Origin of the sequence: Amycolatopsis sp. SID8362 (assembly GCF_010550475.1) — a bacterium.
Classification (GTDB): Bacteria; Actinomycetota; Actinomycetes; order Mycobacteriales; family Pseudonocardiaceae; genus Amycolatopsis; species Amycolatopsis eburnea.
On sequence record NZ_JAAGNB010000359.1, the window covers coordinates 1 to 1,361 of the forward strand.

1 protein-coding gene and 2 pseudogenes are annotated in these 1,361 nt (G+C 71.0%); all 3 read left to right on the forward strand.

All coding sequences use genetic code 11. The features are described from left to right. Window positions 1–514: pseudogene (locus G3I65_RS11775) on the forward strand (hypothetical protein); the annotation flags it as partial. A 31-nt stretch (window positions 515–545) separates the two neighbouring features. Then, a complete protein-coding gene (gene sigM / locus G3I65_RS11780; RefSeq protein WP_125309327.1) occupies window positions 546–1,169 on the forward strand; it encodes an RNA polymerase sigma factor SigM in 624 nt (207 codons plus the stop codon). After that, a pseudogene (locus G3I65_RS11785) lies at window positions 1,166–1,361 on the forward strand (hypothetical protein); the annotation flags it as partial. The gene sigM and the pseudogene G3I65_RS11785, both read left to right, overlap by 4 nt.

Below are 1,361 nucleotides of genomic sequence, written 5' to 3' on the forward strand. Positions count from 1 at the left end.
GCCGGCGTCGAGCCAGCCCGCCGGGCAGCCGCCCGCCTCGAGCCAGCCGGCCCCGCCGCCGTCGCCCACCGTCGGCGCGCCGGTGAAGCCGCAGGCCATCGCCGTCTACAACCCCGAGGGCAAGGGCGACAACGCCGCGCGGGCGAAGTACGCGATCGACGGCAAGGCCGAGACGCAGTGGCGGACCGAGCAGTACAAGCAGCAGTTCCCGGCCATCAAGCCGGGCGTCGGGCTGGTCGTCACCTTCAAGGACCCGATCAACCTCAGCCAGGTGCTGGTGTCCGGCGGCACCGCGGGCACCAAGGTCGAGATCCGCTCGGCGACCGAGAAGAACCCCGATCTGGCCGACACGAAGGTGGTCGGAAACGGCGATCTGAAGGACGGCGACACCACGATCCCGCTGGCCCAGCCGACCCAGGGTGAGTACTTCATCGTCTGGATCACCCAGCTGGGTGGAGCCGACGAGGAGTTCCAGACCGAAATCGCGGACCTGACCTTCCTGCCTGCGGGGTGACGCACCCGACAGGGTCAGTAGGCTCTGCCGGGTGACAGCTGCAGCTCCCACGGATGCGGATCTGATAGCGGCTCACGCCGCGGGGGACCCCCATGCGTTCAGCGAACTCGTCCAACGGCACCGCGACCGCATGTGGGCCGTCGCCCTGCGCACGGTCCGCGACCCCGAAGAGGCCGCCGACGCGTTGCAGGACGCGTTCATCTCGGCGTTCCGGGCCGCCGACAAGTTCCGGGCGGAGTCGCAGGTCACGACCTGGCTGCACCGGATCGTGGTGAACGCCTGCCTCGACCGGATCCGCCGCCGCCAGGCCCGCCCGACCGTGCCGCTGCCGGAGACCGGCTTCAACGAGCCGGCGTCCCCGCGCGACTCGATGGCCGAGCGGGAGACCAGCCTGCTCGTGCGCGAAGCCCTCGAGCAGCTGCCCGAGGACCAGCGCGCCCCGATCGTGCTCGTCGACGTCGAGGGCTACTCCGTCGCCGAGACGGCGAAGCTGCTGGGCATCGCCGAAGGCACCGTGAAGAGCCGGTGCGCGCGAGGCCGCGGAAAACTCGCGAAGGTTCTCGGGCACCTGCGGAACCCCGATGCGATTGCGAACGTCCCAACTCACGAAAGCAAACGGGCCGGGCGTCAGCCGGGTAGCGGGGAGGGACGATGACGGACGAAAGCCGGGGGATCGGGGGGACCGTCGGTCCGCCCTGGTCTGTCGACGTGCTCGCCGACCTCCACGCCGGGGTACTGGACGACGCTCAGGCGGCCGAACTGTGGCCACTGGTCCACGCCGATCCGGAGGCCCAGGCGATCCTGGACGCCCTCGACGCCACGCAGGCCGACCTGGCCGCGTTCGCCG